Origin of the sequence: Nocardia sp. NPDC046473 (assembly GCF_040645995.1) — a bacterium.
Taxonomy (GTDB): domain Bacteria; phylum Actinomycetota; class Actinomycetes; order Mycobacteriales; family Mycobacteriaceae; genus Nocardia.
Genome location: NZ_JBEYZJ010000005.1, coordinates 384,189 through 397,340 on the forward strand (window position 1 = coordinate 384,189; position 13,152 = coordinate 397,340).

General features: G+C 60.0%; 12 protein-coding genes. 7 read left to right on the top strand and 5 right to left on the bottom strand.

Annotated features, from left to right (window positions below; genetic code table 11):
- Positions 1 to 202 precede the first annotated feature (202 nt).
- Together ABZ942_RS19715 and ABZ942_RS19720 are read left to right on the top strand one after the other, a co-directional pair.
- Positions 203 to 1,327 (top strand): lipase family protein, encoded by a 1,125-nt coding sequence (locus ABZ942_RS19715; RefSeq protein WP_357383883.1) that lies wholly within the window; start codon positions 203 to 205, stop codon positions 1,325 to 1,327.
- Positions 1,328 to 2,003: 676 nt separating this feature from the next.
- The gene (locus tag ABZ942_RS19720; protein ID WP_357383884.1) at positions 2,004 to 2,777 is read left to right on the top strand and encodes an LLM class F420-dependent oxidoreductase; all 774 of its coding nucleotides are present in this window, start codon (positions 2,004 to 2,006) and stop codon (positions 2,775 to 2,777) included.
- A 165-nt stretch (positions 2,778 to 2,942) separates the two neighbouring features.
- Here ABZ942_RS19720 and ABZ942_RS19725 read toward each other — a convergent pair whose 3' ends face one another.
- Positions 2,943 to 3,299 (bottom strand): lipase family protein, encoded by a 357-nt coding sequence (locus tag ABZ942_RS19725; protein ID WP_357384563.1) that lies wholly within the window; start codon positions 3,297 to 3,299, stop codon positions 2,943 to 2,945.
- Positions 3,300 to 3,446: 147 nt separating this feature from the next.
- Here ABZ942_RS19725 and ABZ942_RS19730 point away from each other — a divergent pair, with 147 nt between their 5' ends.
- Both ABZ942_RS19730 and ABZ942_RS19735 read left to right on the top strand, forming a co-directional pair.
- The gene (locus ABZ942_RS19730; RefSeq protein ID WP_357383886.1) at positions 3,447 to 3,839 is read left to right on the top strand and encodes a hypothetical protein; all 393 of its coding nucleotides are present in this window, start codon (positions 3,447 to 3,449) and stop codon (positions 3,837 to 3,839) included.
- A gap of 335 nt (positions 3,840 to 4,174) precedes the next feature.
- Complete coding sequence (locus ABZ942_RS19735) at positions 4,175 to 4,801, top strand: hypothetical protein (protein ID WP_357383888.1); 627 nt, start codon at positions 4,175 to 4,177, stop codon at positions 4,799 to 4,801.
- A gap of 272 nt (positions 4,802 to 5,073) precedes the next feature.
- On the opposite strand, the gene ABZ942_RS19740 is transcribed toward ABZ942_RS19735, so the two are convergent.
- The gene (locus ABZ942_RS19740) at positions 5,074 to 5,595 is read right to left on the bottom strand and encodes a hypothetical protein (protein ID WP_357383890.1); all 522 of its coding nucleotides are present in this window, start codon (positions 5,593 to 5,595) and stop codon (positions 5,074 to 5,076) included.
- Between the two features lie 211 nt (positions 5,596 to 5,806).
- On the opposite strand from ABZ942_RS19740, the gene ABZ942_RS19745 reads away from it, so the two are divergent.
- Complete coding sequence (locus ABZ942_RS19745) at positions 5,807 to 6,898, top strand: DUF3578 domain-containing protein (protein ID WP_357383892.1); 1,092 nt, start codon at positions 5,807 to 5,809, stop codon at positions 6,896 to 6,898.
- Positions 6,899 to 7,102: 204 nt separating this feature from the next.
- Here the strand turns inward: ABZ942_RS19745 and ABZ942_RS19750 are convergent, their stop codons facing one another.
- Both ABZ942_RS19750 and ABZ942_RS19755 read right to left on the bottom strand, forming a co-directional pair.
- Positions 7,103 to 8,878, bottom strand: a complete 1,776-nt coding sequence (locus ABZ942_RS19750) for an AIPR family protein (protein ID WP_357383894.1) — start codon at positions 8,876 to 8,878, stop codon at positions 7,103 to 7,105.
- A 361-nt stretch (positions 8,879 to 9,239) separates the two neighbouring features.
- Entirely contained in the window at positions 9,240 to 9,743 is a 504-nt protein-coding gene (locus ABZ942_RS19755) for a hypothetical protein (protein ID WP_357383896.1), read from the bottom strand.
- 944 nt (positions 9,744 to 10,687) lie between these two features.
- On the opposite strand from ABZ942_RS19755, the gene ABZ942_RS19760 reads away from it, so the two are divergent.
- A complete protein-coding gene (locus tag ABZ942_RS19760; RefSeq protein ID WP_357383898.1) occupies positions 10,688 to 11,344 on the top strand; it encodes an HAD family hydrolase in 657 nt (218 codons plus the stop codon).
- Here the strand turns inward: ABZ942_RS19760 and ABZ942_RS19765 are convergent.
- Entirely contained in the window at positions 11,341 to 12,618 is a 1,278-nt protein-coding gene (locus tag ABZ942_RS19765) for an XRE family transcriptional regulator (RefSeq protein ID WP_357383900.1), read from the bottom strand. The two genes, ABZ942_RS19760 and ABZ942_RS19765, sit on opposite strands and share 4 nt — an antisense overlap.
- Before the next feature lie 154 nt (positions 12,619 to 12,772).
- Here ABZ942_RS19765 and ABZ942_RS19770 point away from each other — a divergent pair, with 154 nt between their 5' ends.
- Positions 12,773 to 13,000, top strand: coding sequence for a helix-turn-helix domain-containing protein (locus ABZ942_RS19770; protein WP_357383901.1), 228 nt, complete (start codon positions 12,773 to 12,775; stop codon positions 12,998 to 13,000).
- The last annotated feature ends 152 nt before the right edge of the window (positions 13,001 to 13,152 follow it).

Below are 13,152 nucleotides of genomic sequence, written 5' to 3' on the forward strand. Positions count from 1 at the left end.
TAAATGAAGAATCCTGCACCCGCCTTATATCGGAGTACACTCACCTCCTGCTGCCCGATTTTCTCTTCCGTCGGTTAGGCCTCGAATAGATCGATTCCTTGTCGAACCGGCCGTCTCTGCTAATTCGCGTCGACCGCAAGTGATGATGCTCGTCGAGACAGTGCTGGTCGAATGGAAACAAGGGGAGAGGAGTGGTGTCACGATGCGCCGTACGCTGATCGCCCTGGGCGCGGTGGTTCTGCTGGCCGGTCCGTTGGACGCGGTCGGTTCCGCCGATCCGCCCGCGAATACGCCGGGAACTGTGGTGGGTACCGACGCGCTGTCGCGGGATCTGTGGATCGAGGGCACGGGCGCTGCGCGACGGTTGACCTACTGGACCCAAACTTCCGACCACCAGCCGGCCCTCTCGACCGGCGCGATCTTCATGCCGGCGGGCACACCACCACCGGGTGGGTGGCCGGTGGTGTCGTGGGAACACGGCACCACCGGTCTCAGCGACGACTGTGCCCCCACGATCATCGGACGCATCGACATCGAGATGACGTATCTGGCCACCTGGATGAAGCAGGGCTACGCCGTCGTCGCGACCGACTACATCGGAGTGGGCACCCCGCGTCTGCAGCCCTTCCTCGATGGTCGCGCCGAGGCATACGCCGCCATCGACATGGTGCGCGCCGCCCGCGCGGTCGACGATTCGCTGTCGGCCAAATGGGTCGCTATCGGCGCGTCCGAAGGCGGCGGAGCGGCAGTGTTCACCTCCGCACTGGCCACCAGTTATGCCCCCGACCTCGACTTCCGTGGTGCGGTGGCCACCGGCCCGGCCTCCCAGATCGCCGAGATGCCTATGCTGCTCACCCAACCGGCGGCGCCCGATCTGCACAACTGGCACCTCACCGCCTACGGGGCCTACATCGTGGGCGGGTTGAAAGCGGCCCGGCCCGCACTCGACTTGGACAGCTACCTCAGCCCCGTCGGCAAGGACCTGGTCGAGGCCGCGAAGACACTGTGTTTCGACGCGCTGGTCGATCGCGCGCACGGCGTCGAGGTCAAGCAGATGATCACACGACCGGTATCGGAAGGCAATTTTCCGGCCATCGCCCACGAAGTGTTCGACATACCGATGACAGGCTACGACCGGCCCTTGTTCATCGGCCAAGGGCTACAGGACCAAGACGTGTTCCCCGAAATGACCGCCAAACTGATCGCCGATCTCGAAGCCCACGGTGTGCACCCCGAAGCCCACCTCTACCCGGACAAAGATCACCTCGCCACCGTCCTCGGTTCCCTGCCCGAGAGCGTGCCCTTCGTCGCCCGCCTGTTCGCCTGACCCACCACCCACGGCCCGACACCCGCCGCCGTGTGCAAGGGGGTACGACACGCTGCCAAGAACTCGATGGCTCGCGACCAGTCGGCACGGCCGAAGTCGGTTTCCACCCAAGGCAAGGCCCTCAAACAGCGTGCCGAGTCCGTGGTTCAGTCGAAGCCCTCGGGCTTGCTGTCGAGCCCTGTCCTGCGGACCTCATCAACGCCAGGTCATCGACACACCACCACGCTCCGCTTCGGGGCTTGTTTCAACAGGTTCGCCTGCCTTCTGCATCAGCGAAGCACAGGTCGATTACATGAGGCGCCGGTCGATGACATTCTGGGCGCTCTCGACTGAGCCGAGTCAACGGGACGACCGGGTTCTGGTCCGTCGAGGCGCAGGAACACTTCGTAGGCGACGTTCAGGAGCGCGACAAAGGCATGGTTCGGCTCGGGATCGTGGCCATCGATCATCACGGCCCGGAGATGATTATCGGCAACGCCTGTCAATTCTTCTCGTCCGAGATCCGCTAACGGCTACTATTCAGCAACGTGCGCGGTGCTGGTGACAGAAATCGGAAATCAGCGAAGGGCGGCAGTTGTGTGGTGAGCTTCAAGGATCCGGTTCTCGATCGACTTACTTCGATTTCGCAGTTGTTTTCGGAGAATCCTGGCTTCGGCACCCAGGATGAGGAGTGTTCATGAGTCGACCTGTTCTCATCGGAGTGCAGATCCAGCCCCAGCATGCACCCCGCTACGATCTCATCCGTGACGCCGTGCGCCGCTCCGAGGATATGGGCGTGGATGCCGTGTTCAACTTCGACCACTTCTTTCCGGTGAACGGCAACCCGGACGGCGAAACATTCGAATGCTGGACGATGCTCGCCGCGATCGCGGAGCAGACCGAACGCGTACGGCTCGGTGCATTGGTGACCGGTGGTGGATACCGCAATCCCGATCTGCTCGCGGATATGGCGCGCACCGTCGACCACATTTCCGGTGGCCGTCTGGTCCTCGGCATCGGCTCCGGCTGGTTCCAGCGCGACTATGACGAGTACGGCTACGATTTCGGCACCCCGGGACAACGTCTGGCGCAGCTGAAGGAAAATCTGGCCCGCATCGAGGCTCGCATGAAGAAGCTCAATCCTCCGCCGCTGCGCAAGATTCCGATCCTGATCGGTGGCGGCGGTGAGAAGAAGACGTTGCGGCTGGTCGCCGAATATGCCGACGTCTGGCACACCTTCGCGAATGTGGCGGTGCTGGAACGCAAGGCGAAGATCCTGGCCGAGCACTGTGCCGCAGTGGGCAGGGATCTGATGACCATCCAGCGTTCGGTCGACTGGCCCGGTGCCGCGGACGCGACCACCCTCGTCGAGGCCGGGGTGACGCTGTTCAGGTTGAGCTGCAGCGGCCCGGATTACGACCTGTCCGAGGTCGAGGGAGCCCTCCGCTGGCGCGACAAGCAGACCGGATAGCCGACTCGAACCCCCGCGGGTTCCCGCCTCGTGACCGGCTTCGACTGCCGCCACACTCGACTGATCACCCGCGTTTCCAGGGCACTACGGGGACAGGGCTACGCCCTGTGATGCGCTCGGTCGGTCACCCAGGATGGGACGAGGTCGCAGGATCGCAGTGGGTCCTCAGTTCTCCGGTGGGAGCAGTGCCGATAGCACGGTGTCGGTAGTGCACCCGGACGAAGCGGGTATTCCGTCGAAGCGCAGCCGCAACCAGGGATCGAAGTTATTCTCCAGTGCCGGGACCAGGCCATTATGGGTGCCTGTCCGATCCCGCGTGTATTCCACTGAAGTGCCTGCGGCGCAGAAGCTTTCGACCATACGATCGGCTGATTCCACGGGGGAGATCTCGTCGATGACACCCTGCAGTACGTGGGTGGGCATCGTCGGTGCCGGTGTGCCCAGTGAGGTTTGGTCGAGGACGACCTTAATGGCCGGCAGGTTGAGAAGTTGATCGAGTGAACATGCCGGCGCGAAGGATATCGCTTATGCACTGCGTTCGCGCTTGCGCGATCGTGGTGATGCCTTCGGGTGTCCGATACTCGCGTAGTACGGCATCCAGCTCCGGATACGCCTGCGCGGCCGATGCGAGGACGCTGGCGATCATGCCCGACGCGAGGGTACGGGCGGATGGATTCGCAAGCCCGTACCCAAATCGGAGAACGGCCGGCGCGGCGTGTGGCTCTCCAGGTACGGCGCGGCGGCGGTGCGCGCCCTGATGAAGGAGCTCGAGGACTCGAAGCGGCCGAATCCGGATGTACTGCTGCTTCCGTCGCGGGCCGGCACCCCGCGCAGTCCCAACAACTTCAACCGCGCATTCCGGGGGCCGAGTTCGAGTGGGTGACGTTACGGACGCTGCGCAAGGCGGTGTCGACGCGGGTCTACGAGCGGATGCAGGACGGCGACGCGGCACGGCGGCAACTGGGCAACACGAAGGACATTGCTCGCACCCACTACACCGACATGCCAGACATAGCACCAGATCACCGCTCGATCATCGAAGAGTTGTTCGGCTGTCCCTGACAGAAGCCCAATTTGTGCCGTTGATGTGCTGCCGGCTCGATTCAACAACAAACGCCAGGTCAGAGAGCGTCTCTGACCTGGCGTTTCTGTCGGGCTGACAGGATTTGAACCTGCGACCACCTGACCCCCAGCACTGAAAACCAGGCATTCGCGCACGTCACGCACGGTTCGCATCGCGACTGAGATCTGCGTGACCTCGTACTGTTCGTTGGCATGCGAGGCGTGTGGTCCCCAGTCGGTCCCCACGCTGACCAGCAGCCCGGCGGAATCTCAGTTCGACCTCCGGCGACATATATTGAGCTGCGGAAGGTCGCTGCCTGCGGCATGGTGTCTACATGTACGTCGCCGCGGACTGTTCAGACTTCGATGATGTCTACCCTGCGTTGGGAAGGCTGGTTCTGAGCAGCAGCTACCTTGAGGGGCGACTAAGGTATCTGGTCGGCTGGCTTGCAGCTACGGACGAGGCCTCGATCGTGTTCGACGGTCAGTCAACGGACTGGTTGATCCAGTCTGCCAAGGCCATGCTTGGGGAACTGAAACAGACTGGCGCGTATGCCCTTCAGGACTGCGGCAGGTTCGAAGCAGCTCTTGCCAGGGCAAAAGAGCTGAACAATGACCGCAACTTCTTTGTTCACGGAGAGTGGTCGATCGAAAGTGGCGATGATCTATGCATACCTCGGCCCAAAAGTCGCCCCATAGACGAACGTGTCTTCTACATCGCTCGCAGTCGGCTCCGTAAAGTTTTTCAGGAGCACGAGGTTGCGGTAGTTGACGTAGAACTGCTGGCAGGTCAAATGTTTGAGCTGGGGCGAGAGATTACCGCCGCAGTGGATGAAGGCCACCGTCTTCGCTTTGCGTGGGAGGCCCTCCACCCTCCGACGGTGATCGAATCGCATGACGATATAGACGTACTTCTCGAGGCGCTGCAGCGCAAGGCACGGCGCCAGGGCGGTCACCCGTAGGGCCGTCGCCACTTCTGATAAGTAGGCGAATCCAGCAGCGTTGGCGTTTGTAGTGAGGCCAACCAACTGACCCCAGGGCTGGGGCTCGACCGTTTCCGCACGTCGCACACGATTCACATAGGGCTCCGCGTGTGCGTGACCGGGGGCGTTTGGTGCAATGCACTACGTGTGGTCCCAAACTGATGGTCACCACATCTATCGTTGGCGGCTCGATCCCTGCCAGATAGGTTTCGATCGAGAGGTTTGGGCATTGCCCTCATTGATCACAGCGATCATTCGACGCCGTCGAATCGCGGCAGGACTCGTAGACCCAGTTCCCGGCGTGCGGAGGCGACGAATGTGTACTGCGCGGTCCATAGCTGTGCGAACAGCTCCGACGGGACGTCTTGCGCGCCGTGGATCGCGCGTGCAGCAGCAACTTGACGCGCTGCAGTGACTACTTGAAGACCGGCATTCGCGGTCTCGTGCGACTCAAACACCAATCTGGCGGCGATCCAGGCGGATTCGAGTCGCTCTTTGTATGGTCTTCCGGCTTCGTCGAAGAATGGCATCAATTCGTTGGGGAGTCGAGGATGCGGGACGGCCGAGATACGGGCCGCTGGCTCAAGTGCAAAGGCGACGTACTGCCGGTATGCCGATACGAACTCGTTGTATGTCGACAACCGGATATCTCGCCACTGCCGCTCATGATCGCGGCGCCACTGCCGTTCTTGATTTCTGACGGCGAGCCAGCCGCCAAGTAAGACGCCCAACAGCACAGCCAGAGCGGATATGGCGTTGCCCAACACGCTCATACTGCCCTCCCGCCGACCTCATCAAGCATGAGGCATGTGGCGATTCAGGGGAAGCGAGCCGACCGAACTAGCGTGAGACGAGCAGGCAGATCGCTCGACGGTGGCCGGGGCGTGCGGTCTCCGTTGTTCCCGAAGCAGACGGCGTGGCGTGTCGACTTCGTGTCGAGCGAACAGACGATCCGTGTCGGTGGCGGTGAGTAGATTGCCGGGCATGTCGCTGAGGGACTTGCTCAATGAAGTGCTGGCACTGCAACCCAGTTTCACGACGGACGCGGAGGATCCATCGATGGTCCGCCGGCGGGAGCTCGTGAGCAAGGAGATCCCCGGATGGATCGCGGCAGAGCTAGCGTCGAGTTTTCCGAAGTGGCAGACGGAGGGTAGTGGAGGCCGGGGTACTCCGGCGTTGATTCCGTGGAGTCGCTACTGCGATCATGACCGCAGCCCAAAAGCTGGCATTGGGTGGTACGCCGTCTACCTGTTTAGCGCCACTGGTGATGCGGCCTACCTGTCGCTGAATCAGGGCACAAGCCCGTTCGACCCGATCCGGCAACGGATCATTCCCTTGCCGGACGGCGTGGTGACGGCCCGCGCTGACTGGGCTCGCTCGGCGCTCACCGTGGACGGGTCAGCTCCTGCGAGCTTCGACACCATCGACCTGCGTACAACCAGCGGACTTGGGCACGCGTACGAACTGGGGAACATTCATGGCATTCGGTACAGCGCGGGTTCCATCCCCTCGGATGACCAGCTCCGCCAGGACTTCAACCGAATCGGCCAGCTGCTGGACAGGCTGTACCAGATCGACGATGACACTGCCTTCATTCCGGGTGATGTCGCACCGGAGATCGTCGATGCGGAGGTCGCTGCGGTCGAGTCGGCCGGAAACCCGCGGCGCGCTGCCGGCCAAGGGAGCGGGCTGAGCCAAGCCGAAAAGACCGCGCTTGAGGACCATTCGGTCAAGCTCGCGATCGAGTATTTCAAGTCGAAGAACTACACCGTCAAGAACACCGGCAAGAAGAAGTCCTACGACCTGCTGGCGTCACTTGGGTCCGAGAAGATCTACGTAGAGGTCAAAGGAACGATCTCCCTGGGTGAGGAGGTCATCCTGACCTACAACGAGGTCGAGCACCATCTCAAGGAGCATCCCAATAACGCCCTCGTGGTTGTGCATTCGATCAAGCTTGACCGGAAACAGTCTCCCCCGGTCGCATCGGGGGGAATCGTCGTCGTCCATCAGCCATGGCAGATCGATGTCACGATGCTTCGGCCAATTTCCTATCGCTACGTCACCCCGTCGGCATAGCGGACGATACCAAGCGGAACTGTGACGGGGGAGCAACGTCACGGGTCACGGCCCATACTCACCGCGGCTACGGAGGAGTGAATCCGTCCGGCCATCGGGTGGGCTCGTTTGGAGATCGCATCGGTCGGATCCTTTGGCTCGTTCTCTGTGACTCTCGCTTTAGGACTTGCTCGATGGAGTGCCGTCTCTGCTGCCCCCTTATGGCTATTTGGTTTTAGCCTGAGCCGCCTCGAGAAGGTCCGTCTGCACTTTTCGGGCACGGACATCATCCTTGCGCAGTGATCTGCCCTCACTGACCACTTCCGCGAAATGAGCACGCACTAACGACACGGCAGCCTCAACACCCTCGTCGATGCCTTCTTTCCACTGACCGGTAGAAGTCTTCTGCGCAATTGACTGCATTGTCTTGCGTTCGCTCCGGTCAGCATAAATTTTGGCGAAATCCGGGAAGGATTGCACGGCCACTAGCATGGCTATATGGTATTTCGCAGCTTTAAGCACCTGGATCTCAAAGATGTCCCGAGTGCGCCTGAAATAGCTCTCAATGCGATAAACTATCCATGCGGAAACGTAATATAGAGCGACTGGAACTCCGTCCCAAACGAACGAATCTTCGGATGCCAATTCATTTGGAGACCCGATTGCGCGCGATGATTCTCCAAAGACGCACGAAGCAACCGCACGGTTGAGGTCGGGTGTAGTAACTACCCGCAAGCGGGTGAAACCGGCCGTGTTGATAGGTAAACCGCTCTGCCGAGCATATCGAAGTCCATCCTGCCCGGACTGCTCGAAATATTGCTGCACATTCTTCGCATCTTGCGTGCTGGCTTGTATGTCGGTCGATGCGATTGAGGTTTGAAGATTTGTCGCGATTGTTACCTCTGAGACAATATCAGTATTCGACGTAGCAATAACCTTGATTGGGACCCAGATAGACGTAAGATCATAGCCCGACCGCTGCTCCTCGGTCAGATTTCTGTACCATCGAACTAGTTGATGACTCGTTTGACCTCCGTTAACAACTTGATATCCTGAAATGGAAAACTTGTCTGCAACGTTTGTCAGCTTTCTAGCTACAATCGTAACTCCGTTGTTGAGAAACGGAAACATCTCTCTACGCTGTGACTCAAGAGTCGAGTAGATGCGCTGGTTAACTTGATTCTGATCGCCTTGATAGAGGCGTACGTTGTCGTCGAAGATTCCTGGCCTAATGGCCTCTCCGTCGAATAGTATCTTAATGAACTCGCTCGCCTCAATTATGCCAATGTAGGCCTGCTCAATTCCTTCCGTCTCCGGAATAGACGACTTCCGTGAGAATCTGAACTCAACATCTTGCGGACCCCTCCGCTCCTTCTCTTTCGCCGAAATCTCATTCTTGCCATGCAGCTTCAGGGTCAAGTCGTCATTGTAGACATCTAGGTCTCGGAGCCTCTCTACCGCCGAGATTACTTGACTCTCACTCAACGCATCAGCGCCCAGATGCTTCGCGGTGGTTACGTAATAGATCTCCACCGGTATTCTCGCCGTCCGGAAGCGATCAATCCTATCGATCACCGCTTCGAGAATCGCAACAGTCTGCGACAGTGCGGAGCCCCTTGGTAAAGGTGATCGTTTGGCCGCAGCTTTGGTGCAGATCTCAATTCCATGCAAGAACTTTGCGATTAGCTTAGAGTCAAATTTCTCGCTGGTTTTCGCTTGTATGTAAATAGCGCGAACATCGTTATCGTCACGATCTTCAGTTACATTGGCCACGTCGTCTGGATCGGTAACGATTTCACCATTCACTACAATCGCAACTACGTCCACACCTTCGTCATCTCCGCCACCTATTACGATGTCATCGAGAAGCTTGATATTGCCACCAATGTACCGTTCGGCATAGATGCTAGCTACGTACAATTCGAATTGCTCAGATTGCTTGCATGAGAATCCGTTTCTCTCGGCAAACGATCGCATCTTACTATCGGTCAGGATGTCCATGTTAACCTATCATTGATAGCGAGTTCGGGACTCATCGGATTAACGGGCTCGGTCGATTATGTGAGCTGCTGCGCAATCCAATTTTTCATCGAGCTGTAGGCTTCTCAAGCCGTCCACGCTTTCGATTGGCGTCTGACCTCATGGTCAACGTGTACAAGTGATATAGATCACGGCAGGCTTGGCGTTACTATCGGGCGACTCGATGTCTGGATGGCATCGTCCGGATCGGGGTACGGCTGGCTCACGCACCGATAGCTGCCTCGTTTGGATAGTTGGCCTCAGGGCGGCGGCTACGCGAGCCAGGTAGCCGGAGCCGACCCTGCGGAGTGTTCCGCGTTGGCCTAGCAACGGCCACGGTGGCCTACTCGCCATACGGGAAGTACGGGAGGGGATAGTCCGGGCGTGAGGGCAGTTCATCTGTGTCCCTGACGAACCATCGTATGAAGGCGGTTGCGTGCTCTCGGTACGTCGAGTCGACGGCTCTCAATGCCTGCTCAACCCGCTCTTTCAGCTCGGCGTCTAGGGCTACTGTCATGACGGGTTTGCGGGCACGCTTCGGACGGGACGGGACCGCTTTCAATGCCTCGCGACGGCGAACATCAATGGCCAGATTGGCGGCATCTTCCTCTACGTCAGGGGTTAGTTCGTTTACTAGCTCCGACGTGTGCTCCCAGGAGCACTTGGATACGTGGTTCCAGTGGATCGGAATCATCCCCACTTCTGGCGGTTTGGTGGTCTTCACCTCCCGCTCTCCCAGTTCCGCCGGCGTCGCCAACGCCGGCGTCCCCATCGGCATGACTATCCCGAAGGAGAAGTTCATGTCGTGGTATTTGCCCGGGAAGAAAGCCTCCTCCGCCGCCCACACACGCGTTCCAGGCTGCCACTGGTCATCCGTTTCTTGAGCCACGCTGTCCCCCAACCTCATTCGTCGTACCGGCACGGTTCGGATTTCAGCGTAACCAGAGTAGGCCATCGGGAGCCCGCTATCGGCGCGAAAGGTGATGAGCCTGCTCGCTGCTGCCGGGACAGTGCCGGGACTATGACGGGAGTCGGCCGGGACTGTGCCGGGACTTGGCAAGTCCCGGCACAGTCCCGGCACCCAGTATTGAAATTAGGGCTCTACCTGCTGTGTTTGGCGCCGCCTCTTCTTCTGCCCGGTCCCCACTCTCTATGGCTTCGCTGTTCATAGAGAGTGGGGACCGGGCAGAAGAAGAGACAACACCAAACAAAAGATCAGAAAGACAAGAGCAGGAGGATGGAGAGGAAGAACCACAAAGAGAGACCACAAAGCAGGGTTGGGAGCGGGTTGCGCCAGGTGGGTCAGTTACGTCTAGAGCTGCGCCACCTACGGTGACGTGTTCGCGCGACAGCGCGCTCAGTGCGGGAGTAGGCCAAGTGCGGCAGTGGCGGGTTGCAGGCGCGCATGTTCCAGCGGCCAGAGCATGCAGCGCGAATCGCGGTGGTATCTAGGCGGGAGAACCACAACGGAGGAGTTGGTCGCAAGCCGAAGTTGTCGGTGCCAGGGCGCATTATCAAATGCATCTCGTCGAACATCCAGTTCGACCCTGGCGAGGGGAACGTCATGCAGCGCAATCAGTTCGGGGCCTTCTGTATTGAGTGTCAGCGGGGGGTCGGGCGCGACGGAGGGTTCATCTACAACCCAGGCAGCAAGAATCTTGTCGTATGCGACGACTGCGTGTATCTCATCTACGGCCGGCACAAGGGTCTGATCGCCCCGGCGAAGACAGCAGGGTCGACGGCTCCAGTCCGGCCGACCGACGGGGGCGGCCAGCCAGGTACGGTTGGAACGTGATTGAGGCAGTTGTCTTCGACGTTGGAGAAACGCTGGTCGACGAGACCCGTGAGTACGGCACTTGGGCCGATTGGCTCGGTGTGCCGCGGCATACATTTGCGGCAGTCTTTGGCGCCGTGATCGCAACCGGCCTCGACTACCGCGAGACGTTCCAGGTTTTCCAGCCTGGGTTTGACCTGGACCGCGAACGGCAGGCACGGGCCGACGCGGGTAAGCCCGAGTGGTTCGGTGAAGACGATTTGTACCCTGACGTTCGCCCAGCTCTGACCAAGCTGCGTGAAATGGGCGTGTGGGTTGGCATAGTCGGCAACCAGACCGTCAGGGCTGGAACGTTGCTCCGCGGACTGAACCTGCCGACCGACTTCATCGCCACGTCCGACGACTGGGGCATTCAGAAGCCAGCGCTCGGATTCTTCGAAAAGGTTATCGAGGCCGCGGGCTGCCCCGCTTCTGAGATCGTCTACGTCGGCGACCGGATCGATAACGATGTCGCGCCGGCGAAGCAGGTTGGGATGCGTACGGCCTACCTGGAAAGAGGGCCGTGGGGGTGGATCCACCGCGACAAGCAAGAGGTCGCGGACCTTTCCGACTGGCGAATCCGCGACCTCAACGAGCTTTCCGGCATTGTCGGCGCAGAGAACAATCTGAGCTAGCCGACGAGTGAGTTGACCGTCGTATGCCAGTCATACAGGCGCTCATCGAGGCTACGGACTGCCGGTAGAGAATCCCACTGCCGCAGGGATTGGCGCACCACCTTGATCCGATCCACGGCCGTGGCGTACCAGTTTCTCCCGAGTAGGTCGAGCGCCTCTTCCAGGAACCGGCATGCCTGCTCGGGGTTGTTTTCAAGGACGGATGCCGCGGCGACGTCAGCCAAGTAGATTGACCGCTGCTTGATTGCGCCCTCCGGTAGGTCACTCAGGACCGCCTCCAGTGTTTCGCGGGCTTCGCGGCCCCGACCCGCGACCATCAGGGTGTTTCCCTTGAACCCTGCTAGACGTACAGGCGAGAACCAATCCAGCCACGCCGGTGAGGGTTGCTCGTCATCGCCCTCCTCTCGGTATGCCTCCTCCGCATGGTGGATCAGCGAGAGTGCGCGTCTTGTGTCACCGAAGCGAGTTTCAACTTCGGCCTCAACTGCATCCAGCCACGCGGTCATCTCGGCATTTGCACCACCCCTCCTGGCGAATGCTCGTGCAGCGCGGAGGCGTTCCCGTGCCTCCTCTGCTCGAGATGCATCCCCAGAGAACGCAGGCGCGAAAGCCATGTGTGCTAGCGCCGCAGCACCTAACAGCGAGTCGCCTGCTTCGTGTGCAGCCTGAAGCGCTAGGACAAAACTGGGCTGTGACAGTTCGGGTTGCTGAAGATCAAAGAACTCCAAGCGACCTGCGAGCAGGCTGGATTCTGAAACCGCTTTCGCGAGCAAGTCTTTCGCTGGACCGGATACCTGAGGAAGAAGCTCGACACCGAGTTGTGAGTGTTCGGCGACTGATCGATGAAGGCGGACGGCTGGCACAGACCAATAGAGGTGGCGATGCGACACCGTGACCGCCATGTAGTCGGTCGCGACTGAAGCCGGAAGTTGCGGAACTGATGCGCCAAACAGGCGTTGATTGCTTGCCATCCGGTTGTCAGCTGCTGAACGGCCGACGGGCCTGCCAGATCCTGACAGCTCCTCCGACCAGGGCGGTGTGAACCCAAGCTCTGTGATGGGGCGCTTGAACAACGCTTCCAGAGCTGTGGCGTGGTCGGGGTGTGGCCATGGCGGTTCCGTCGATTCCCATCGCCGAACGGTTCGGCTTGCGACTTCGATCCGCAAGCCAATCTGGCGGGCTGTCTCGGTGAGGGCATCGGCAAGTGCCCCTTGAGATCGGTAGCCAAGTGCTTGCCGCGCTGCTCGCAGCGCTGCGTTCCCTTGAGTTGCCATATGGGCAGTCTAGTCCCAGATCTGGACGTATTCGCCCCGATTCAGTGTTAAATGTCCCACTCATGTCCTCATAATCGGCCTTCTTTCGGACATGTATTCGAGGGACTCTCTGGTTGACGAAATTTCCGTTTCTTCTCCCAGGGGAGTGATCCTGTTGACCACAAGCTCTTCATCGGCCGATACGCCCACAGGTCTGATCGGCACGAAGGCTGCCGCATCGCTGGTCGGCGTCGACGCCAACACCATCAAGAACTGGATCAAGGCTGGTCACATACGAGGCTGGCTCCTGAACGGTCGTATGTGGCGGGTCCATCCCGACGAGGTGCTCGCGCTCGTCCAGCCCGCCGGACTGCGTGCAGACCGCACCGGTGGTGACTCCTAATGCGCGCTCGGACAGCTGGATTCGCTCTGGCCGCAATATCGGTCGGATTCCTGATGCTGGCCCATCCCGAGGTCGTTGGCTTCACGGTGATGCTGTTGGGTGCGTTGACTCTGTGGCGGTCGAGTCGTCGGGCGGGGTGGCGGCGATGAGCA

Bases quoted from the DNA above. Each gene is read 5' to 3' on its own strand.
- ABZ942_RS19750 (WP_357383894.1), bottom strand. From the start codon at position 8,878: ATGGACATCCTGACCGATAGTAAGATGCGATCGTTTGCCGAGAGAAAC.
- ABZ942_RS19765 (WP_357383900.1), bottom strand. From the start codon at position 12,618: ATGGCAACTCAAGGGAACGCAGCGCTGCGAGCAGCGCGGCAAGCACTT.
- ABZ942_RS19745 (WP_357383892.1), top strand. From the start codon at position 5,807: ATGTCGCTGAGGGACTTGCTCAATGAAGTGCTGGCACTGCAACCCAGT.
- ABZ942_RS19730 (WP_357383886.1), top strand. From the start codon at position 3,447: ATGGATTCGCAAGCCCGTACCCAAATCGGAGAACGGCCGGCGCGGCGT.
- ABZ942_RS19740 (WP_357383890.1), bottom strand. From the start codon at position 5,595: ATGAGCGTGTTGGGCAACGCCATATCCGCTCTGGCTGTGCTGTTGGGC.
- ABZ942_RS19715 (WP_357383883.1), top strand. From the start codon at position 203: ATGCGCCGTACGCTGATCGCCCTGGGCGCGGTGGTTCTGCTGGCCGGT.
- ABZ942_RS19720 (WP_357383884.1), top strand. From the start codon at position 2,004: ATGAGTCGACCTGTTCTCATCGGAGTGCAGATCCAGCCCCAGCATGCA.
- ABZ942_RS19735 (WP_357383888.1), top strand. From the start codon at position 4,175: ATGTACGTCGCCGCGGACTGTTCAGACTTCGATGATGTCTACCCTGCG.